The sequence below is a fragment of the Burkholderia sp. WTPI3 genome (assembly GCF_021483755.1).
Lineage (GTDB): Bacteria > Pseudomonadota > Gammaproteobacteria > Burkholderiales > Burkholderiaceae > Burkholderia.
In genome coordinates this window covers 56,378-76,376 of record NZ_JAGIXF010000010.1, presented here as the reverse complement: position 1 = coordinate 76,376, position 19,999 = coordinate 56,378, and the positions used below count along the sequence as shown (strand labels likewise).

General features: G+C 66.6%; 14 protein-coding genes and 1 pseudogene. 9 read left to right on the top strand and 6 right to left on the bottom strand.

Annotation, left to right across the window (positions count from 1 at the left end):
- Positions 1–75: 75 nt before the first annotated feature.
- A complete protein-coding gene (gabD, locus tag J7024_RS08065) occupies positions 76–1,545 on the bottom strand; it encodes an NADP-dependent succinate-semialdehyde dehydrogenase (RefSeq protein ID WP_124830202.1) in 1,470 nt (489 codons plus the stop codon).
- Between the two features lie 78 nt (positions 1,546–1,623).
- On the bottom strand, positions 1,624–2,907 hold the full coding sequence (locus tag J7024_RS08060; RefSeq protein ID WP_175770471.1) for a 4-aminobutyrate--2-oxoglutarate transaminase: 1,284 nt from the start codon (positions 2,905–2,907) through the stop codon (positions 1,624–1,626).
- 126 nt (positions 2,908–3,033) lie between these two features.
- Between J7024_RS08060 and pdxR the strand changes: the two genes are divergently transcribed.
- Positions 3,034–4,557, top strand: coding sequence for a MocR-like pyridoxine biosynthesis transcription factor PdxR (gene pdxR / locus J7024_RS08055; protein ID WP_234744968.1), 1,524 nt, complete (start codon positions 3,034–3,036; stop codon positions 4,555–4,557).
- Here pdxR and J7024_RS08050 read toward each other — a convergent pair.
- Positions 4,467–5,213: pseudogene (locus tag J7024_RS08050) on the bottom strand (EamA family transporter); the annotation flags it as partial. The gene pdxR and the pseudogene J7024_RS08050 sit on opposite strands and share 91 nt — an antisense overlap.
- 114 nt (positions 5,214–5,327) lie before the next feature.
- Here J7024_RS08050 and selD point away from each other — a divergent pair.
- The 3 genes from selD (at position 5,328) to J7024_RS08035 (ending at position 8,382) form a co-directional block, all read left to right on the top strand.
- Positions 5,328–6,392, top strand: a complete 1,065-nt coding sequence (selD, locus tag J7024_RS08045; RefSeq protein ID WP_124830198.1) for a selenide, water dikinase SelD — start codon at positions 5,328–5,330, stop codon at positions 6,390–6,392.
- A gap of 73 nt (positions 6,393–6,465) precedes the next feature.
- A complete protein-coding gene (locus J7024_RS08040) occupies positions 6,466–7,056 on the top strand; it encodes a LysE family translocator (protein ID WP_175750649.1) in 591 nt (196 codons plus the stop codon).
- A 237-nt stretch (positions 7,057–7,293) separates the two neighbouring features.
- Entirely contained in the window at positions 7,294–8,382 is a 1,089-nt protein-coding gene (locus J7024_RS08035; RefSeq protein ID WP_234744967.1) for a purine-nucleoside phosphorylase, read from the top strand.
- Between the two features lie 222 nt (positions 8,383–8,604).
- On the opposite strand, the gene J7024_RS08030 is transcribed toward J7024_RS08035, so the two are convergent.
- Both J7024_RS08030 and ceoR read right to left on the bottom strand, forming a co-directional pair.
- Positions 8,605–8,901 carry a DUF4148 domain-containing protein gene (locus tag J7024_RS08030; RefSeq protein ID WP_124830196.1) on the bottom strand — a complete coding sequence of 99 codons (297 nt, stop codon included), beginning with the start codon at positions 8,899–8,901 and terminating at the stop codon, positions 8,605–8,607.
- A 435-nt stretch (positions 8,902–9,336) separates the two neighbouring features.
- Positions 9,337–10,341: a putative multidrug efflux transcriptional regulator CeoR gene (ceoR, locus tag J7024_RS08025; RefSeq protein WP_096506600.1), complete on the bottom strand. Its 1,005-nt coding sequence runs from the start codon at positions 10,339–10,341 to the stop codon at positions 9,337–9,339.
- A gap of 172 nt (positions 10,342–10,513) precedes the next feature.
- Here ceoR and J7024_RS08020 point away from each other — a divergent pair, with 172 nt between their 5' ends.
- The 4 genes from J7024_RS08020 to opcM are packed head-to-tail and all read left to right on the top strand — an operon-like array spanning position 10,514 to position 17,416.
- Entirely contained in the window at positions 10,514–11,374 is an 861-nt protein-coding gene (locus tag J7024_RS08020; RefSeq protein WP_234744966.1) for an alpha/beta hydrolase, read from the top strand.
- Between the two features lie 31 nt (positions 11,375–11,405).
- Positions 11,406–12,623 carry a multidrug efflux RND transporter periplasmic adaptor subunit CeoA gene (gene ceoA, locus J7024_RS08015; protein WP_124830194.1) on the top strand — a complete coding sequence of 406 codons (1,218 nt, stop codon included), beginning with the start codon at positions 11,406–11,408 and terminating at the stop codon, positions 12,621–12,623.
- A 46-nt stretch (positions 12,624–12,669) separates the two neighbouring features.
- The gene (gene ceoB, locus J7024_RS08010) at positions 12,670–15,870 is read left to right on the top strand and encodes a multidrug efflux RND transporter permease subunit CeoB (protein ID WP_124830193.1); all 3,201 of its coding nucleotides are present in this window, start codon (positions 12,670–12,672) and stop codon (positions 15,868–15,870) included.
- Between the two features lie 10 nt (positions 15,871–15,880).
- A complete protein-coding gene (opcM, locus tag J7024_RS08005; RefSeq protein ID WP_124830192.1) occupies positions 15,881–17,416 on the top strand; it encodes a multidrug efflux transporter outer membrane subunit OpcM in 1,536 nt (511 codons plus the stop codon).
- 219 nt (positions 17,417–17,635) lie between these two features.
- Here opcM and J7024_RS08000 read toward each other — a convergent pair whose 3' ends face one another.
- The gene (locus J7024_RS08000) at positions 17,636–18,577 is read right to left on the bottom strand and encodes a LysR family transcriptional regulator (protein ID WP_124830191.1); all 942 of its coding nucleotides are present in this window, start codon (positions 18,575–18,577) and stop codon (positions 17,636–17,638) included.
- A 139-nt stretch (positions 18,578–18,716) separates the two neighbouring features.
- On the opposite strand from J7024_RS08000, the gene J7024_RS07995 reads away from it, so the two are divergent.
- A complete protein-coding gene (locus J7024_RS07995) occupies positions 18,717–19,943 on the top strand; it encodes an FAD-dependent monooxygenase (protein ID WP_124830190.1) in 1,227 nt (408 codons plus the stop codon).
- Positions 19,944–19,999 lie beyond the last annotated feature (56 nt).

Sequence of the window (19,999 nt, the reverse complement as noted above, 5' to 3'; positions counted from 1 at the left end):
ACCGGCCCGCGTCGTGACCGCCCGGTTCCGGCCGGGCGGTCAGGGCCTGCCACGGATGCGACAGGCCCCGAACCGTCAGACGGCCAGGCAGAGGTACTTGATCACGACGTAGTCGTCGATGCCGTAGTGCGAGCCTTCGCGGCCGAGGCCCGATTGCTTGACGCCACCGAACGGCGCGACTTCGTTCGAGATCAGGCCGGTGTTCACGCCGACCATCCCGTATTCGAGCGCTTCGGCAACCTTCCACACGCGACCGATGTCGCGGCTGTAGAAATACGCAGCCAGACCGAACTCGGTGTCGTTCGCGAGGCGGATCACTTCGTCGTCGCTGCCGAACTTGAACAGCGGCGCGAGCGGCCCGAACGTCTCTTCCTTCGCGACCTTCATCGCCGGCGTCACGCCCGTCAGCACGGTCGGCTCGAAGAAGCCGTGGCCGAGCGCGTGGCGCTTGCCGCCCGTCACGACGGTCGCGCCCTTCGCGAGCGCGTCCTCGATATGCGCTTCCACCTTCAGCACGGCCGCTTCGTTGATCAGCGGGCCTTGCGTGACGCCCGGCTCCGTGCCGCGGCCAACCTTCAGCTGGCCGACCGCCGCCGCGAGCTTCTGCGCGAACTGGTCGTACACGGCTTCGTGCACGTAGAAGCGGTTCGTGCACACGCACGTCTGCCCGCTGTTGCGGTACTTCGACGCGATCGCGCCCTGCACGGCCGCATCGAGATCGGCGTCGTCGAACACGATGAACGGCGCGTTGCCGCCGAGTTCCAGCGACACCTTCTTGACCGTCGCCGCGCATTGCGACATCAGCAGGCGGCCGATCGGCGTCGAGCCGGTGAACGACAGCTTGCGCACGATCGGGTTCGACGTCAGTTCGCCGCCGATCGCCTTCGGGTCGCCCGTGACGACGCTGAACACGCCGGCCGGCACGCCCGCGCGCTCGGCCAGCACGGCCATCGCGAGCGCGGAGAACGGCGTCGCTTCCGCCGGCTTCACGACGATCGGGCAGCCTGCCGCGAGCGCCGGGCCGACCTTGCGGGTGATCATCGCCGCCGGGAAGTTCCACGGCGTGATCGCCGCGCACACGCCGATCGCTTCCTTCGTGACGACGATGCGCTTGTCGCTCGCCGGCGTCGGGATCGTGTCGCCGTACACGCGCTTGCCTTCTTCCGCGAACCACTCGAGGAACGAGGCCGCGTAGCCGATCTCGCCCTTTGCTTCGGCCAGCGACTTGCCTTGCTCGGTTGTCAGGATCAGCGCGAGGTCGTCGGCGTTCTCCATCATCAGGTCGTGCCACTTGCGCAGGATGACCGCGCGCTCCTTCGCGGTCTTCTTGCGCCACGCAGGCCATGCGGCGTTCGCGGCTTCGATCGCGTGACGCGTCTCGGCTGCGCCCATTGCCGGCACCGTGCCGAGCAGGCCGCCGGTGGCCGGGTTGCGGACTTCGAACGACTCGCCGTTCGCCGCGCCTTGCCATTCGCCGTTGACGTATGCCTGCTGGCGGAACAGCGTCGGATCTTTCAGTGCCAGGGTTTCCTGAACAGTGCTCATATGAATCGCCTGCTATGAAGATGTGAAACGGCCGCTGCCGTCGTCACGACGGCAGCGGCGCTTTCAGTTGACGGGACCTCAGGCCGGGACGCCGACCGTTTCCTTCAGCACTTCCTCGAGGATCACGAGCGCTTCGTCGAACACGGCCTCGGGAATCGTCAGCGGGAACAGGAAGCGCACGACGTTCGAGTACACGCCGCACACGAGCAGCAGCAGCCCGCGCTCGAGCGCACGCGCCTGCACGCGCTTCGTGAAGTCGGCGTCCGGCTCGCCCGTGCCCGGCTTCATGAATTCGACGGCGATCATCGCGCCCGGACCGCGGACGTCGGCGATCTGCGGCACGTCGGCCTGCAGCGCGTTCAGCTTCGCCTTCAGCACGTCGCCCAGTTGCGTCGCGCGTTCGCACAGCTTCTCTTCGTCGATGATCTCGAGCACCGCGTGCGCCGATGCGACGGCCAGCGGGTTGCCCGCGTACGTGCCGCCGAGGCCGCCGGGCGCTGCCGCATCCATCACGTCCGCACGGCCGACGACGCCCGACAGCGGCATGCCGCCCGCGAGGCTCTTCGCCATCGTGATCAGGTCGGCCAGCACGTCGTAGTGCTGCATCGCGAACAGCTTGCCGGTACGTGCGAAGCCCGTCTGCACTTCGTCGGCGATCAGCAGGATGCCGTGCTCGTTACAGATCTTGCGCAGCGCGCGCACGAATTCCGCCGGCGCCGGGTTGAAGCCGCCTTCGCCCTGGACCGGCTCGAAGATGATCGCGGCGACGCGCTTCGGATCGATGTCGGCCTTGAACAGCATCTCGATCGCCTTGATCGAGTCGGCCGTCGTCACGCCGTGCACGGCGTTCGGGTACGGCGCGTGGAACACGTCGCCCGGGAACGGGCCGAAGTTCAGCTTGTACGGGGCGACCTTGCCGGTCAGCGCCATGCCCATCATCGTGCGGCCGTGGAAGCCGCCCGAGAACGCGATGACGCCCGGACGGCCGGTTGCCGCGCGCGCGATCTTGATCGCGTTTTCGACGGCTTCGGCGCCGGTCGTGAAGAGCGCCGTCTTCTTCGGGAAGTCGCCCGGCGCACGTTCGTTGATCTTTTCCGCCAGCTCGACGTACGACGCGTACGGGACGATCTGGTAAGCGGTGTGCGTGAAGCTGTTCAGCTGGTCCGCGATCGCCTTGACGATCTTCGGATGGCGGTGGCCCGTGTTCAGCACCGCGATGCCGGCGGCGAAATCGATGAAGCGGCGGCCTTCGACATCCCACAGCTCCGCGTTCTCGGCGCGGGCTGCGTAGAAATCGCACATCACGCCGACGCCGCGCGGGGTGGCGGCGTTCTTGCGGGCCTGCAGGTCGGCATTCTTCACGGTCATCTCCTTGATGTTCTGTCCGGTGGGATAAAAATCGGCCGCGTTGGCAGCCCATGGAGGCGACTATAATCACATTTGGCTCTGACAATCAGAGCCATTTCAATAAATATTCAGGAGCCAATCATGCGCGCAAGCGTGTTGTCGGACTGGCTGGCGCAGCGTCTCGTGCGCGGCGGCGAACAGCCGATCTACCGGCAGTTGCACCGGCTGCTGCAGCAGGCGATCCTGTCGCGCGAACTGCCGGCCGGCACACGCGTGCCGTCGTCGCGGCTGCTCGCGGCCGAGCTCGGGATCGCCCGCAACACGGTCACGCAGGTTTACGAACAGCTTTCGCTCGAAGGCTATGTGAACTCGGCGACCGGCCGCGGCACGTTCGTCGCCGACAGCGCGCCAGACGAGATCGTCGGTGCGGCGCCCGATCCGGCCGCCGGCCCGGCGGTGGTGGTGCCGTCCGCGCGGCGGCTGTCCGCGCGCGGCACGCGGCTCGTCGATGGCGCGGGTGTGTCGAAGCGCCAGGGCGGCGCGTTCATGCCGGGCGTGCCCGATGTGTCGCGATTTCCGGCGCGCGTGTGGACGCGGCTGCACAACAAGTACTGGCGGCGCCTGCGTCCGGACCTGCTGACCTACGCGCCGGGCGGCGGGCTCGCGCTGCTGCGCGAGGCGCTGGCCGATTACCTGCGCACGTCGCGTTCGGTGCGCTGCACGCCCGAGCAGATCGTGATCACCACCGGCATCCACCAGTCGATCGACCTCGCGGTGCGGCTGCTGACCGATCCGGGCGACGCGATCTGGACCGAGGATCCGTGCTACTGGGGCGTGCGCAGCGTGCTGAACGTGTCGGGGCTCACCACGCGGCCGATTCCGGTCGACGAGGAAGGGATCGCGCCGTCCGCAGCCGATCTCGCCGAGCCGCCGAAGCTGATGCTCGTCACGCCGTCGCACCAGTATCCGCTCGGGATGGTGATGAGCCTCGCGCGGCGCAGGATGCTGCTCGAATACGCGCGCCAGCACGGCTGCTGGATCATCGAGGACGATTACGACAGCGAGTTCCGCTATGGCAGCCGGCCGCTCGCGTCGCTGCAGGGGCTCGACACGGCCGGGCAGGTGATCTACGTCGGCAGTTTCGGCAAGACGCTGTTTCCGGGGCTGCGGGTCGGCTATCTCGTCGCGCCGGAGCCGCTCGCGGAGAGCTTCGCGACCGCGAGCGCCGAGTTGTACCGAGAGGGGCAGTTGCTGCAGCAGGCCGTGCTGGCCGAGTTCATCGCGGAAGGGCACTTCGTGTCCCATATCCGCAAGATGCGCACGCTGTACGGGCAGCGACGCGAGGTGCTGCTCGATGCGGTCGCGCGCCGCTACGGCAACACGCTGCACGCGCTCGGCAGCGATGCGGGGCTGCATCTCGTCACGCGGTTGCCGGACGGCGTTGACGATCGCGCGGTCGCGCAGGCCGCGCTCGAGCGCAACATCGTCGTGCGGCCGCTGTCCGGCTATTACGCGGAGCGCGAGCGTGCGGCGTCGGGTCTGCTGCTCGGTTATGCGTGCGTGCCGGAGGACGAGATCGCGACCGCGAAGATCGAGCTCGTTTCGCGCAGCGCCGACACGGTCGCGACCGGCAGATGCCGATACGCGAGGATCACGATCCCGTAGGCGGCGAGCGAGATCGTGCCGGCAATCGCGCCCTGCGTGAGCGCGGTGCGCGAGCCGAGCACCGCGCGCGGGCCGCCGCGCACCGCGCAGACGAGCACGAGCTGCGGCACGCTCCACAGCAAATACACCCACGCGATGTAGCCGAGCGCGCTGCCCGATACGCGCGAGCCGATCCCGTCGCAAATCGAATACGACGCGATGAACACGCCGGTGAGCAGCGCATACGGCACGCCTTCCCCTGAGAACCGGAAGCCGCGCCGCAGCGCCAGCGACATGATCCCGAACGACACGAGCGCGATGCCGGCGAAGCCGAACGGCGTCGGCCGTTCGTGCAGCACCGCGAACGCGAGCACCGACACGAGCAGCGGCGACATCCCGCGCGCGATCGGGTAGATCTGGCCGAATTCGCCGCTGCGGTAGGCGCGCACGAGCGTGAAGCAGTACGCGACCTCGAGCGCCGCGGACGCCGCGACATACGGCCACGCGGCGCGCGCCGGCGCGGGCAGCAGCACGACGCCGGCGATGCCGAACGCGAGATACGGCAGCGACATCGTGCCGAGCTGGACGAGCCGGTCCTCGCTGACATGCAGGAACGCGTTCCAGATCGCGTGCAGCAGGGCGGAGCACAGCACGAGGCCGATGAACAAGTGATCCATGAAAGAGGGCGCGGACGCGCAACGTAGCGGGGCGAACGGTCGATTATGTGGGTATCGGGCACATTCGCGCGGAATTGCCGATAATGGAACGTTGTTATTCACCGGATGCCGACGATGACCGAAGCCACCCTCACTCCGCCCGCCGTTCCGCGCCTCACAAGCCTGTCGCACGGGGGCGGCTGCGGCTGCAAGATCGCGCCGGGCGTGCTGTCCGAACTGCTGAAGCGGGCGACTCCGCCGGCGCTGTTCCCCGATCTGCTGGTCGGCACGGAGACGTCCGACGACGCGGCCGTCTACCGGCTGAACGACGAGCAGGCCATCGTCGCGACGACCGACTTCTTCATGCCGATCGTCGACGATCCGTTCGATTTCGGCCGCATCGCGGCGACCAACGCACTGTCGGACGTCTACGCGATGGGCGGCAAGCCGATTCTCGCGCTCGCGCTGGTCGGCATGCCGATCAACGTGCTGCCGCATGAGACGATCGCCGCCGTGCTGCGCGGCGGCGAATCGGTGTGCGCGGAGGCCGGCATTCCGGTCGCGGGCGGCCACTCGATCGATTCGGTCGAACCGATCTACGGGCTTGCGGCGATCGGCGTCGTGCATCCGTCGCGCGTGAAGCGCAACGCGGCCGCGCGTGCGGGCGACGTGCTCGTGCTCGGCAAGCCGCTCGGCGTCGGCGTGCTGTCGGCCGCGCTGAAGAAGAACCAGCTCGACGCTGCCGGCTATGCGCAGATGGTCGCGACGACCACCAAGCTGAACCGTCCCGGCGCGGAGCTCGCCGCGCTGCCGGGCGTGCATGCGCTGACCGACGTCACGGGCTTCGGGCTGCTCGGCCACACGCTCGAGCTCGCACGTGGCGCGAACCTCACCGCGCGCGTGCACTACGCGTCGCTGCCGTGGCTGGCGGGCGTCGAGGCCTTCGTCGCCGACGGCGTGTTGACCGGCGCATCGGGCCGTAACTGGGCGGCGTACGGCAGCGACGTGCGGCTTGCCGACGGGCTGCCGCCGGTCGCGCAGGCACTGCTGACCGATCCGCAGACGTCCGGCGGCCTGCTGGTCGCGTGCGCGCCGGAAGCGGTCGACGACGTGCTCGCCTGCTTCCGCGCCGACGGTTTTGACCGCGCGGCCGTGATCGGCGAGATGGTGGACGGGCCGTCGCGCGTCGACGTCGCCTGACGCGTCTTTAGTCAGGGCGGTTCGCCGACGGCCGGTAGAATCGATGCCTTCTCTCGACGGCATCGACGAACCGATGAGCGATTTCCTGTTCGGGCTGATGATCGCGCTGTCGGTCGGGCCCGTCGCGCTGATGATCGCGCATTACGGCATGCGCGCCGGCACCGCGAGCGGCGTGCGCGCGGCGGTGGGCGTTGCGTCGGCGGACGGCTGCTATGCCGTTCTCGCATTCACGATCGGCGCGATGCTCGCGGGCACGCTCGCGTCGCACCTGTCGCTGTTTCGCTTCGTCGGCGCATGCGTGCTGCTCGCAATGGGCGCACGCATGATGTGGCAGGCGCTGAGGGATCGGCGCCGCACGCTGGACGGCGCTGCGCCGCCGCCGGGCACGCGCCCGTTCACGTCGATGTTCTTCGTCACGCTCGCGAATCCGCTGACCATCCTGCTGTTCTACGGCTACGCCACCGCTGCCGCCGGTGCGCATCGGCACTGGCTCGCCGGTGCCGCATGCCTGTTTGCCGGCAGCCTCGTCGGGCAACTCGTGTTCGCCTCCGGCGGCAGCATGACCGGGCGTATCGTAAAGTCGCCGCGATGGCTTGCGGCGAGCCATGTGGTTGCTGCGCTCGTCGTGCTCGGGTATGGCGTGGCGGGAATCGTGCGCATATAGCGGTTTGCGGCAGTGAACTTCGGGGAGTGACGTCTCATCGATGTGCATGCCAACCGGATAGCATTCCTGATTTTTTGTCGCACTGACCGATATGCGACACAATCCATGCACATCACGTCGGCAATTGCCACGGGCCGTTTCGTAGTCGGGTTCCGCGTCGCGCAAGCGCGTTCTATACTCCCTCGCGCAGTCTCCGAGAGCCGTTCTCACCCAACATCATTGAAACAAGGAACGCCGATGCTGACTCGCTCCATTCTTTCCGCCGCTGCATTCTCGCTTGCGGCCTGTGCGACCGCGCCGTCGATCGCGCAGGACAACCAGGGCAACCAAGGCAACGATGCGGGCAACGCCGCATTCGCAGAGAGCGGTGCACAGGGCCGCCCGGTCAAGGTGATGATCATCACGATGTTCGGTCCGGAGGGCCAGGCATGGCTCGACCGGATCGGGCCGTGGCGCGACATCGCCGTACCCGGACTGTCGCCCGACTACCCGGCCGTTCACTGCAACAAGCAGGACGTGTGCGTCGTGACGACCGGCATGGGCTACGCGAACGCCACCGCGTCGATCATGGCGCTCACGTTCTCGCAGCGCTTCGATCTGCGTTACACGTACTTCCTGGTTTCCGGCATCGCGGGCGTCGACCCCGCGCAAGGCACGGTCGGTTCGGCCGCGTGGTCGAAATACCTGGTCGATTTCAGCTTGCAGTGGGAACTCGATGCACGCGAGATTCCGGCCGGCTGGAACACGGGCTATCTCGGCATCAATACGAAGAGTCCGAGCGACAAGCCGCCGCTCGATTACCGCACCGAAGTGTTCCAGCTCAACCCGAAGCTGACCGATGCCGCGTATGCGCTGTCGCGCAACGTCGTGCTCGCCGACAGCGCGCAGGCACAGGCGGCACGCGCGAAGTTCACGTATGCACCGGCGAACCGGCCGCCGACGGTGATCCAGTGCGACACGTCGTCGGGCAACACGTGGTTCTCGGGCACGCTGATCGGCGAGCGTGCGCGTCAGTGGACCAAGATCCTGACCGACGGCAAGGGCACCTACTGCATGACCGCGCAGGAAGACAACGCGACGTTCGAAGCGCTCAAGCGCGCGGCAAGCGTGAAGCGCGTCGACCTGTCGCGCGTGGCGGTGTTGCGCACGGGTTCCGATTTCGACCGGCCGTATGCGGGGCAGACGAGTGCCGACAACCTGCTGAACTACGCGGACCAGGGCGGCTTCGCCCCGGCAACCGAAAACCTGTACCGCGCGGGCAACCCGCTGGTGCAGGACATCGTCACGCACTGGAGCGAGTGGCGCGACGGGGTGCCGCGCCGTTGATGGCCGGACGATCCCGTCGACGGGGCAACGCACCGGTCAGTGCGATCGCGGTGCGGAACGGAACGGCGTCCAGACGGGCGTGGTGTCGTCCCAATGATCGAGCGGCGAAGGAAGTTGATCGTTCATCACAGACTCCTGCAACTAACTGACTAATCGAGTAGGCGGTATCGCGACGCCGCGCACCGGATCATCCGCTGCGCGGCGTTGCATGTTTACCGGCGTTTAGCGGCCCCCGCCGGCGAGCTGGTTGCCTTCCGGCACCGGGCGATACGGGCCTTGCGCGACTTCGAGGCCTTGCGGATACGAATTCGCCTTGCGCAGCCAGGCGAGCGTGCCGTCGCGGCGGGCCTGCGCGACTTCCGCGCTGACTTCGGCGCGGGTGCGCGGGCCATTGCTGTGCTGCGAGTACCACGACGTGTTGCCGTAGTCGCCGGCATGCGGGGTGTTCGTATCGGCGAAGGCCGGTGCGGACACGGCGAGTGCGAGGGCGACGGCGGAGAGAAGATGGCGGCGGTTCATGACGTAACTCCTGTGTTGGTCGGAGTTGGCGCTCGAGCGCTTGCTCCGGTCCCGTCCAGCGGGGCTGTTCGATGCGCAACGGGTGCGCGACAGGGTTTACTCTAGGTATCTGTTCCGGCGCGATAAATGCGGCTGACGCGAATTGAATTGTCGTGATGGAGGAACAATCGCAATACGCAATGTCGGCAGGGTCATTCGAAAATCGCGCACAGCCGCGTGCAACGGGCCTCGCAGCGATGCGACGCCGCCCGCGCGGCGACCCGCGCGGGCGATTGCGGCGCACGGCGCAAAGGTGTGATGCGGATTCGGGAAAGATGACGGATGCGGTGGGGAGGGCGGCACGAACGCGACGCCGTAGCGGCACCCAGGCGGTGCCAAAGCCGCACGGATGCGGCGCGGCGCACGGGCCGCATCCGTGCGCCGCGATTCAGACGCTTACGCGACCCACTCGTTGATGACCGGCGTGTCGAGTGCCGGTGCGCGCTCGGCTTCCTCGAACGTGCGCTTGCTGCACGTCGCATCGAGGCTGCCCTTGCCGCTCAGCAGCGGGCAGCGGTCGAACACTTCGGCGATCCAGTCGACGAACACGCGCACCTTCGGCGACAGGTGCCGGCTGTGCGGATACACGACCGAGATCGGCATCGGCAGCGGCTTGATGCCGGGCAGCACTTCCTTGAGCCGGCCTTCGCGCAGGTGCGGCAGCACCATGAACAGCGGCGGCTGGATCAGCCCGAAACCCTCGATGCCGCAGGTCACGTACGCATCCGCATCGTTGACCGACACGATGCCGTTCATCTTGATCTCGGTTTCCTTGCCGTCGATCAGGAACGACCAGTCGATCGTGCGGCCGGTGCGGCTCGAGAAATAGTTGACGGCCTTGTGGTCGTTCAGGTCCTCGATCGTCTGCGGCTCGCCGTGGCGCTCGAGATAGTCGGGCGAGGCCACTGTCACGCCTTCGAACAGACCGACGCGGCGCGCGACGAGCGACGAGTCCTGCAGCGCACCGACGCGGATCACGCAATCGACGCCTTCCTGCAGCAGATCGACCGGGCGATCCGACAGCCCGAGTTGCAGGTCGATGTCCGGATAGCGCGTATGAAATTCGCACAGCGACGGAATCACGAGCAGCCGCCCGATCGAGCCCGGCATGTCGATACGCAACTTTCCGTGCGGCTTCCGGTTGTTGTTCTGGAAGCTTGCTTCGGTTTCCTCGACATCGGCGAGGATCCGCACGCATCGTTCGTAGTACGCGGCGCCGTCGGGCGTGAGCGACAGCCGGCGCGTGGTCCGGTGCATCAGGCGCACGCCGAGGAAGGCTTCGAGATTCTGGATGATCGTCGTGACGGACGCTCGCGGCAGGCTGAGCGTTTCTGCTGCCTTGGTGAAGCTGCTTGTATCGACGACGCGAGTAAACACCTGCATGGCCTGAAGCCGGTCCATCACAACCTCCGCAATCTAATGAGCCCAGGAACAAAGAGGCTGCGTCGCTTTGTAGGCGACGCAGCCCGGGATTGTTCGGAGGCGTTGAATTGTGTTGCCGGATTATAGGCATTTATCCGGATGTCTGCCGGACCCAGAATGCGTTCCATCTCGAAATGGATGCCGCATCGTCATGGACGCTTCTGAATTCAGCAAATTCCTGAAAGCCGCATTGCCCGCCGCAGCCACGGCCGGCGTGGCATTGACGGTCGCGGAGGTGGAAATCCCCGGCTACGCGCAGGACATCGCGCTGCGCCTCTATCGGCGTGCGGACAAGACCGGATTGCCGGTAGTGCTTTATTTCCACGGCGGCGGCTTCGTGCGCGGCACGCTCGAGGACGCGGATTTCGCCGCGCGTTTTTTAGCAGAACGCTTACCAGCTCTCGTAGTGTCGGTCGATTATTCGCTCGCGCCGGCCTTTCCTTTTCCGGCCGCGCCGGAGGATGCGTATCGCGCCGCCGTGTGGGCCGCGACGCGCGCCCGCGCGTTCGGCGGCAACCCGAAGAAGATCGGCGTCGCGGGCCACGACGCGGGCGGCCAGCTCGCGAACTGCCTCGCGTTCATCGCGCGCGATCGCGGTGAAGTGTCGATCGCCGCGCAGGCGCTGTTCGGGCCGATGCTCGATCCGAGCATGACGCGCATCGGCGACGCCGAGCGCCTGTCGTCGGACATTACCGCGCGCGAATGCGCGGCCTGTTATCGCGCGTATCTGCCGCAGGCGGCGCAGCGCATGCACCCGTACGCGGCGCCGCTCGAATCGGTGCGACTCGCGGGCCTGCCGCCGACGCTCGTCGTCACCGCGCAGAACGACGTGCTGCACGTCGAAGCGGAGAAATATGCGGGCTGCCTGATTTCGTCGGGCGTGCTCACGCAGGTGATCCGCTACCCGGACGTCACGCACGCGGCGCTCGCGACGCACGAAGCCGCGCTGGAGGAAGCCGTGCGCTTCTTCCAGTGCCGCTTCCAGGCGCGCCAGCCGAACCGTTCCGAATAACCAGACCAATCCACGCTTACTGGAGATCCACATGGCCATCCTACGTACCTCTCGTTCCCGAATCGCGACCGCGGCGATCGTGACGCTCGCCGTCGTCGGCCTCGGAACGTTCGGCGCGATGCGCGTGAACGCGAACGCGCCCGAGAAAGCGGCGGCGCCGCTGCCCGAAGTCGACGTCGCGACCGTCGTGCCGCAGACCGTCACCGACTGGCAAAGCTATTCGGGCCGCCTCGAAGCCGTCGAGAAAGTCGACGTGCGCCCGCAGGTGTCGGGCACGATCGTCGCGGTGAACTTCAAGGACGGCGCGCTCGTGAAGAAAGGCGATGTGCTGTTCGTGATCGATCCGCGCCCGTACCAGGCGGAAACCGACCGTGCGGCCGCTCAGCTCGCGGCCGCGCAGGCGCGTGACGGCTACGCGCAGAGCGACTGGCAGCGCGCGCAGCGGCTGATCGGCGACAACGCGATCGCCAAGCGCGACTACGACGAGAAGCAGAACGCCGCGCGCGAAGCGCACGCGAACCTGAAGGCCGCCGAAGCCTCGCTGGAAACGGCGCGCATCAATCTCGGCTATACGCGGATCACGGCGCCGGTATCGGGTCGCGTGTCGCGCGCGGAGATCACGGTCGGCAACGTCGTGTCGGCCGGTGCATCGGCCGCGCCGCTGACGACGCTGGTGTCGGTGTCGCCGATCTACGCGTCGTTCGATGCGGACGAGCAGACCTACCTGCAATACATCAACGGCGCACGCGACGGCCGCAAGGTGCCGGTCGAGCTCGGCCTGGCGAACGAGACGGGCTACTCGCGCAGCGGCGTGATCGATTCGGTCGACAACCGGCTCGACACGTCGTCGGGCACGATCCGCGTGCGCGCGCGCTTCGACAACGCGGACGGCGAACTCGTCCCGGGCCTCTACGCGCGCGTGAAGGTCGGCGGCAGCGCGCCGCACCAGGCGCTGCTTGTCGACGATGCGGCGATCAACACCGACCAGGACAAGAAGTTCGTGTTCGTCGTCGATCAGCAGGGCCGCGTGTCGTACCGCGAAGTGCAGCAGGGCAACCAGCACGGCAACCGGCGCGTGATCGTGAGCGGGTTGTCGGCCGGCGATCGCGTGATCGTGAACGGCACGCAGCGCGTACGGCCGGGCGAGCAGGTGAAGCCGCACATGGTCCCGATGACGGACGGCGACGCACCGTCCGCGCCGCTCGCGAACAACGCGAAGCCGGCCGCACCGGCGAAGGCGGAGTCGTAAGCGGCACGCCGCTACGTTCTCCGCGTTCAACCAGACAGAGCAACCCATGAACATCTCAAAATTCTTTATCGACCGGCCGATCTTTGCAGGAGTCCTATCGGTCATCATCCTGCTCGGCGGGGTGATCGCGATGTTCCTGCTGCCGATTTCGGAATATCCGGAAGTCGTGCCGCCTTCCGTGATCGTGAAGGCGCAGTACCCGGGCGCGAACCCGAAAGTGATTGCCGAGACGGTCGCGTCGCCGCTCGAAGAGCAGATCAACGGCGTCGAGGACATGCTGTACATGCAGTCGCAGGCGAACAGCGACGGCAACATGACGATCACCGTCACGTTCAAGCTCGGCACCGATCCGGACAAGGCCACGCAGCTCGTGCAGAACCGCGTGAACCAGGCGCTGCCGCGCTTGCCGGAAGACGTGCAGCGGCTCGGCATCACGACGGTGAAGAGCTCGCCGACGCTGACGATGGTGGTCCACCTGATCTCGCCGGACAACCGCTACGACATGACCTACCTGCGCAACTACGCGCTGATCAACGTGAAGGATCGCCTGTCGCGGATCCAGGGCGTCGGCCAGGTGCAGCTGTGGGGTTCGGGCGACTACGCGATGCGCGTGTGGCTCGATCCGCAGAAGGTCGCGCAGCGCGGGCTGTCCGCCGAGGACGTCGTGCAGGCGATCCGCGAGCAGAACGTGCAGGTCGCGGCCGGTGTGATCGGCGCGTCGCCGTCGCTGCCCGGCACGCCGCTGCAGTTGTCGGTCAACGCGCGCGGCCGTCTGCAGACGGAGGACGAATTCGGCGACATCGTCGTGAAGACGACGCCGGACGGCGGCGTTACGCGCCTGCGCGACATCGCGCGGATCCAGCTCGACGCGTCCGAGTATGGCCTGCGCTCGCTGCTCGACAACAAGCCGGCCGTCGCAATGGCGATCAACCAGTCTCCGGGCGCGAACTCGCTGCAGATTTCGGACGAAGTGCGCAAGACGATGGCCGAGCTGAAGCAGGACATGCCGGCCGGCGTCGACTACAAGATCGTCTATGACCCGACGCAGTTCGTGCGTTCGTCGATCAAGGCCGTCGTGCACACGCTGCTCGAAGCGATCGCGCTGGTCGTGATCGTCGTGATCGTGTTCCTGCAGACCTGGCGCGCGTCGCTGATTCCACTGATCGCGGTGCCGGTGTCGATCATCGGCACGTTCTCGCTGCTGCTGGCGTTCGGGTATTCGATCAACGCGTTGTCGTTGTTCGGGATGGTGCTCGCGATCGGGATCGTGGTCGACGATGCGATCGTGGTGGTCGAGAACGTCGAGCGCAACATCGAAAGCGGGATGAACGCGCGGCAGGCGACCTACAAGGCGATGCAGGAAGTGAGCGGGCCGATCATCGCGATCGCGCTGACGCTCGTCGCCGTGTTCGTGCCGCTCGCGTTCATGTCGGGCCTGACCGGCCAGTTCTACAAGCAGTTCGCGATGACCATCGCGATCTCGACGGTGATTTCGGCGTTCAATTCGCTGACGCTGTCGCCGGCGCTGTCCGCGATCCTGCTGAAGGGCCATGGCGACAAGGAAGACTGGCTCACGCGCGTGATGAACCGCGTGCTCGGCGGCTTCTTTCGCGGGTTCAACAAGGTGTTCCATCGCGGCGCGGAGAACTACGGCCGCGGCGTGCGCGGCGTGCTGTCGCGCAAGACGCTGATGCTCGGCGTGTACCTCGTGCTGGTGGGCGCGACCGTGCTCGTGTCGAAGGTCGTGCCGGGCGGCTTCGTGCCCGCGCAGGACAAGGAATACCTGATCGCGTTCGCGCAACTGCCGAACGGCGCATCGCTCGACCGCACCGAGAAGGTGATTCGCGACATGGGCTCGATCGCGCTGAAGCAGCCGGGCGTCGAGAGCGCGGTGGCGTTCCCGGGGCTGTCGGTGAACGGCTTCACGAACAGCTCGAGCGCGGGCATCGTGTTCGTCACGCTGAAGCCGTTCTCGGAACGGCACGGCAAGGCGATGTCGGCCGGTGCGATCGCGGGTGCGCTGAACCAGCAGTACGGTGCGATCAAGGACTCGTTCGTCGCGGTGTTCCCGCCGCCTCCGGTGCTGGGCCTCGGTACGCTCGGCGGGTTCAAGATGCAGATCGAGGATCGCGGCGCGGTCGGTTATGCGCGGCTCGCGGATGCGACCAACGATTTCATCAAGCGTGCGCAGCAGGCGCCTGAACTCGGCCCGTTGTTCACGAGCTACCAGATCAACGTGCCGCAGCTCAATGTCGATCTCGACCGCGTGAAGGCGAAGCAGCTCGGCGTGCCGGTCACCGACGTGTTCAACACGATGCAGGTGTATCTCGGCTCGCTGTACGTGAACGACTTCAACCGCTTCGGGCGCGTGTACCAGGTGCGCGTGCAGGCCGATGCGCAGTTCCGTCAACGTCCGGACGACATCCTGCAGTTGAAGACCCGCAACGACAAGGGCGAGATGGTGCCGCTGTCGTCGCTCGTCACGGTGACGCCGACGTTCGGCCCGGAAATGGTCGTGCGCTACAACGGCTACACGGCGGCCGACATCAACGGCGGCCCCGCGCCGGGCTTCTCGTCGGGGCAGGCGCAGGCCGCGATCGAGCGCATCGCGCATGAAACGCTGCCGCGCGGCGTGCGGTTCGAATGGACCGACCTCACGTACCAGCAGATTCTTGCAGGCGATTCCGCGATGTATGTGTTCCCGATCAGCGTGCTGCTCGTGTTTCTCGTGCTCGCGGCGCTGTACGAAAGCCTGACGCTGCCGCTCGCGGTGATCCTGATCGTGCCGATGAGCATTCTGTCGGCGCTGACGGGCGTGTGGCTCACGCAGGGCGACAACAACATCTTCACGCAGATCGGGTTGATGGTGCTGGTGGGGCTGTCGGCGAAGAACGCGATCCTGATCGTCGAATTCGCGCGCGAACTCGAGCACGACGGCAGGACGCCGCTCGAGGCCGCGATCGAGGCGAGCCGGCTGCGGCTGCGTCCGATCCTGATGACGTCAATCGCTTTCATCATGGGCGTCGTGCCGCTCGTCACGTCGACGGGCGCGGGCTCGGAGATGCGGCACGCGATGGGGGTCGCGGTGTTCTTCGGGATGCTTGGCGTGACGCTGTTCGGGCTGATGCTGACGCCGGTGTTCTATGTCGTGCTGCGCACGCTCGCGGGCGGCAAGATTCACGTCGCGGGCAAGGACTCGGCAGGCTACGGCGTGCCGCCGTCGGGCGCGTCGGCTTCGGATGCTTGAGGATAGGAAGATGGACAACATGCACAACTCGAATGGCCTGATGCGTTTCGCGAAGGTGGCGGCCGCGAGCACCCTGCTCGCGACACTGCTCGCCGCATGCGCGGTAGGGCCCGACTACAAGCGCCCGGATGTGTCGACGCCCGCGGCGTTCAAGGAAGCGCCGACGCTCACGGCCGGCGAACAGGCCGGCACGTGGAAGACCGCCGAACCGGCGGACGGCGAGCATCGCGGCGAATGGTGGAAGGTGTTCGGCGATCCGGTGCTCGACTCGCTCGAGTCGCAGGCGCTCGCCGCGAACCAGAACCTGAAGGCCGCGGCGGCGCGCGTCGAGGAAGCGCGCGCGGCGACCCGCACCGCGCGTTCGCAATGGTTCCCGCAGATCGGCGCCGGTTTCGGGCCGACGCGCGAAGGGTTGTCGTCGGCGTCGCAGTTCCAGCCGCAGGGCACCGGCCCGACCAATGCGACGCTGTGGCGTGCGCAGGGCACGGTGTCCTACGAGGCCGACCTGTTCGGTCGCGTGGGCCGCAACGTCGAGGCATCGCGTGCCGACCAGGCGCAGAGCGAAGCGCTGTTCCGGTCGGTGCAGCTCGCGCTGCAGGCGGACGTCGCGCAGAACTACTTCGAACTGCGCCAGCTCGACTCGGACCAGGACCTGTACCGCCGTACCGTCGAACTGCGCGATCAGGCGCTGAAGCTCGTGCAGCGGCGCTTCAACGAAGGCGACATCAGCGAGCTCGACGTGTCGCGCGCGAAGAACGAATTGGCGAGCGCGCAGGCCGATGCGGTCGGCGTCGCGCGCCGGCGCGCGGCGTCCGAGCATGCGCTCGCGATCCTGCTCGGCAAGGCGCCGGCGGACTTCGCGTTCAAGGAAACGCCGATCGTGCCGGTCGCGGTGAAGATTCCGCCGGGCCTGCCGTCGGCGCTGCTCGAACGCCGGCCGGACGTGTCGGCGGCCGAACGCGCGATGGCGGCGGCGAACGCGCGGATCGGTCTCGCGAAGTCGGCGTACTTCCCGAAGCTCGATATCACGGGGGCGTTCGGCTATGAGGCGTCGACGCTGGGCAACCTGTTCCTGTGGTCGAGCCGCACGTTCCTGCTCGGGCCGTTCGCCGGCACCGCGCTGACGCTGCCGCTGTTCGACGGCGGGCGGCGGGCGGCGGGCGTGCAGCAGGCGCGTGCGCAGTACGACGAGCAGGTCGCGAACTACCGGCAGCAGGTGCTCGTCGCGTTCCGCGAGGTCGAGGACAATCTCGCCGATCTGCGTCTGCTCGACGACCAGATCCGCGCGCAGGATGCGGCCGTCAATGCGTCGCGCCGTGCGGCGACGCTGTCGCGGACGCAGTATCAGGAAGGCGAGGTCGCGTATCTCGACGTGATCGACAGCGAGCGGTCGGTGCTGCAGTCGCAATTGCAGGCGAATCAGCTGACCGGTGCGCAGGCGGTGTCGACCGTCAATCTGATCCGCGCGCTGGGCGGCGGGTGGGGCGCGGCGCCGTCGGTGGTCGGCGATGCGGCGTCAGTCAAGGCGGAAGTGGCTGCGCGGTGAGGCGCGAACGGCGGGCGATGCGCCGTTCGCCGGCCGTGAAGCGAAGAACCCCGGCATGCAGGCTCAGGTCTGCATGCCGGGGTTTTTTATGGGTTATCGCGAATTTGCGGGGGGAGGAACGTCGGCGACGCGGCGAGAAGCCGACATTGAAAAAGTCATGCCGAGCGACTGTTTTCGCTCCGGAAGACGCCACTTTGCACCCGGTGCGCCACGTCGATCCTAGGCAGTCCGACGAGGTTTCGGTTTCATGGCAGGGCTCCCCAATCCAGCCAACCGTGCCTGTATCAATTCCAGCATCGCCCGAACACGCGCAGTCACGGAATGTCGGTGGCTGTATGCCCCGAGCAATTGCAGAGGGGCAGGACAAAGGTCCAGCGGCACTTCCTGCAACCGCCCCGCCGCAAGGTCCTCCTGACAGGGATAGGCCGCCACAATCGCGAAGCCGATGCCTTGCCGTGCGCCTGCCACGGCCAGTTCTCCGCTGTTGACGCGGTAGCGGCTGCGGACCGGCACCTTGACGATTTCACCCGCAGCGTCCTGAAACTGCCAAGGCTGCCCCTTCAGCGCACTGAGGGTGGTGATGCAGGGTAGCGATTTCAGCTCGCGCACATGGCGTGGTATGCCGGTCCTGGCCAGCAACGAGGGGGCGGCAACCACGATGCTGGGCAGTGTGGCGAGTTCGCGGGTGATGAAAGCACTGTCCTCTTGATGACCCCGGTGGAAGACGATGGAAAGGTCGACGTCCTCTCGAAGTACCTCCAGCCCGGTCATCCGGGTATCGCATTCGAGCTCGATGCCTGGATGGAGGCTACAGAATTCGGCCAGGATGGGAGCCAGCAGCTTTGGTGCCTCGCCAGGCATGCACATCTTCAGAGGACCGCGCAGTTCACGCTGCCCCGCGCCAAGTTCCTCCTCCGTGGAAAGCAGGGTGTCGAGCAAGGGCTTTGCGCGTTCGTAGAGCAGCCGGCCGGCTTCCGTCATACGCAGGTGGCGGGTGCTTCGCTCCAGCAGGCGCACGCCGAGTCTGCGCTCCAGCGCGGCGACGTGGCGGCTGACGTTGGAGGAAGGCATGGCCAATAGACGCGACGCGCCTGCGAAGCTCTGCTCATCAACAACTGCCGTATAGACACGGACAGTATTCAGATCGAGAGCATCGCGCATTTATTATCCCGTTTAAGGTATGAAAGCTTCCAATTTTCACATGCTAGTTCTCTTTGATGGCGAAATCTAAGATGCCCATTTGCCCGCTGCGACACGGCGGACCGTGCATCGGGCACCGTATGAACAGGAGAGATTCAGCGTGGAAATTGGAATACTTGGCGGCGGCATTGCGGGCCTGAGCGTGGCACTGGCCTTGCGCAAGCAGGGTTATAACCCTCGGGTTTATGAGCGCCGTGCCGTGCCGGCAACCATGGGGGCCGGCGTGACGCTTTGGCCCAATGCCAGCTTTGTGCTGGAGGCACTGGGACTGCTGCAAGACATTGAGGCCATTGGCGGCCGCCCGCTGACAATGCGTCGCCAGGATGATGCGGGAAATGCACTGGGGGGCCTCGATATTGGTTTGCTGGACCGGACGATGGGATACCCAACCTACACGGTGCTGCGCAGGCACTTGCAGGCGGTGTTGCTGGACCATGCGACACGGGCGGGTATTCCGGTGGAGTTCGGGCGCCGGACGGTGGCCATTGAGCTGGATGCTCATGGCAGAGCCGTGGCCCATTTCGAAAATGGCGCGAGCATCCGCCCGGATCTGCTCATTGGCGCTGACGGCCGCATGGGATCAGTGGCGCGCAAGTTTGTCGCCGGTGACAACACACCCATCTATCAAGGCTTTGTGAACTGGATCGGCGTGGCGCAGGGGCCACATGCGCTGGTGGACGATATGTCGATTCAGGACTTCTGGGGCGCGGGTGAGCGCTTTGGTTGCGTGCCGGTTCGCCCCGGACTGGTGTATTGGGCAGCAGCGCAGGCACGGCCCCTGAATAAGGCCACGCCCACCGCAGATATGCGCAAGGAGGTCGAGGATCGGTTCGCGGAATGGCCCGAGCCGGTGGCGCGTATCATCCGGGCGACGCCCGCGAATGCCATCCGGCTGATTGCGGTGCATGACCTGGAGCCGCTGCATACCTGGAGTCGGGCGAATGTACTGCTGGTCGGGGATGCCGCACACGCGCCGTTGCCGACGTCAGGGCAAGGTGCCTGCCAAGCGCTGGAGGATGCGTGGCATTTGGCCCGGTGCTTAGAGGGTGCAAGTGGGGGCTTGGAAGAGACCTTCCAGGCGTTTGCGAAAATTCGCGCCCCCAAAACCGCGAGGCTGGCGGAACAGGGCCGGGTCTTCGCACGCGGGTTGTTCGCCACAGATCCTGAAACCTGCCGCATCCGCAATGAACGAGCCAAGGCGTCCGATCCTTTGCATGACGTGCAGGTCTTGGCAGCCGGATGGGGACAGGGTCTTCCGATGTCCGGTGGCGCCGACAGCACGTCAGTGGAGGGAGGCGGTGTTGGCAGCCTGTACCGCATCGAATGATGTGCACTGGATTCCGCACGGATGGAAAGTCATGTCCGCCGTGACGAAAGCCGAGC

Excerpts from the sequence above, each read along its gene's own strand:
- gabD (WP_124830202.1), bottom strand. The coding sequence starts at position 1,545 with ATGAGCACTGTTCAGGAAACCCTGGCACTGAAAGATCCGACGCTGTTC.
- pdxR (WP_234744968.1), top strand. The coding sequence starts at position 3,034 with ATGCGCGCAAGCGTGTTGTCGGACTGGCTGGCGCAGCGTCTCGTGCGC.
- selD (WP_124830198.1), top strand. The coding sequence starts at position 5,328 with ATGACCGAAGCCACCCTCACTCCGCCCGCCGTTCCGCGCCTCACAAGC.
- J7024_RS08040 (WP_175750649.1), top strand. The coding sequence starts at position 6,466 with ATGAGCGATTTCCTGTTCGGGCTGATGATCGCGCTGTCGGTCGGGCCC.
- J7024_RS08035 (WP_234744967.1), top strand. The coding sequence starts at position 7,294 with ATGCTGACTCGCTCCATTCTTTCCGCCGCTGCATTCTCGCTTGCGGCC.
- J7024_RS08030 (WP_124830196.1), bottom strand. The coding sequence starts at position 8,901 with ATGAACCGCCGCCATCTTCTCTCCGCCGTCGCCCTCGCACTCGCCGTG.
- ceoR (WP_096506600.1), bottom strand. The coding sequence starts at position 10,341 with ATGGACCGGCTTCAGGCCATGCAGGTGTTTACTCGCGTCGTCGATACA.
- J7024_RS08020 (WP_234744966.1), top strand. The coding sequence starts at position 10,514 with ATGGACGCTTCTGAATTCAGCAAATTCCTGAAAGCCGCATTGCCCGCC.
- ceoA (WP_124830194.1), top strand. The coding sequence starts at position 11,406 with ATGGCCATCCTACGTACCTCTCGTTCCCGAATCGCGACCGCGGCGATC.
- ceoB (WP_124830193.1), top strand. The coding sequence starts at position 12,670 with ATGAACATCTCAAAATTCTTTATCGACCGGCCGATCTTTGCAGGAGTC.
- opcM (WP_124830192.1), top strand. The coding sequence starts at position 15,881 with ATGGACAACATGCACAACTCGAATGGCCTGATGCGTTTCGCGAAGGTG.
- J7024_RS08000 (WP_124830191.1), bottom strand. The coding sequence starts at position 18,577 with ATGCGCGATGCTCTCGATCTGAATACTGTCCGTGTCTATACGGCAGTT.